Origin of the sequence: Streptomyces morookaense (assembly GCF_013030945.1) — a bacterium.
GTDB lineage: Bacteria > Actinomycetota > Actinomycetes > Streptomycetales > Streptomycetaceae > Streptomyces > Streptomyces morookaensis.
On sequence record NZ_JABBXF010000209.1, the window covers coordinates 1 to 593 of the forward strand.

At 66.6% G+C, this 593-nt stretch carries 1 protein-coding gene and 1 pseudogene; both read left to right on the forward strand.

Translation table 11 applies throughout. The features are described from left to right. Positions 1–357, forward strand: a pseudogene (locus HG542_RS34190) (hypothetical protein); the annotation flags it as partial. 2 nt (positions 358–359) lie between these two features. Further along, a partial coding sequence (locus HG542_RS34195; RefSeq protein ID WP_171088331.1) for a putative T7SS-secreted protein occupies positions 360–593 on the forward strand: 234 nt, incomplete at its 3' end.

Sequence of the window (593 nt, forward strand, 5' to 3'; positions counted from 1 at the left end):
CTGCACGACGCGAACGAGTTCGCGGAACGGGTGGGCCTGGCGGCGGGCTATTACCACGAGGGCGACACGTACATCTCGAACACCTTCAAGGTCGTGGCCAACGCCGGCATGGGCAATCCGCACCTGACGGAGGACCAGGTGGAGCACATGTCGTGGGGCCAGGTCGGCGCCGACAATCCCTTCACCCAGGTCCGTGATGCCGACTACAGCTCCGAATCTTTCCGGCACACGGGCGAGACCGCCGAACAGGTGTGGTCGAAGACGGCCAAGGACGTCGAGGACAGCGTGAAGACCGGTGGCGCGACCCCGCTGGGCATGGGCATCCGCACGGTGAGCAAGATCGAGGACTACGGCTGAGCATGAGCGTTTTCGACGGTGTCGAAAAGGCCTGGGACCAGGGAAAGAAGAAGCTCGGCGAGGCCGTCGAGTGGACCACCGACCACACCGCCGAGGTGCTGGACAAAGCCGGTGCCCACAAGGCGGCCCGCGCCGTGGAGCACTGGGGCGACGAGACCGCCTCCGACCTCGGCGCAGCGGTCGGCGAACAGCAACTGGGCCACACCGACGACCCCAAGCAGCTCGTCCACGGCGAC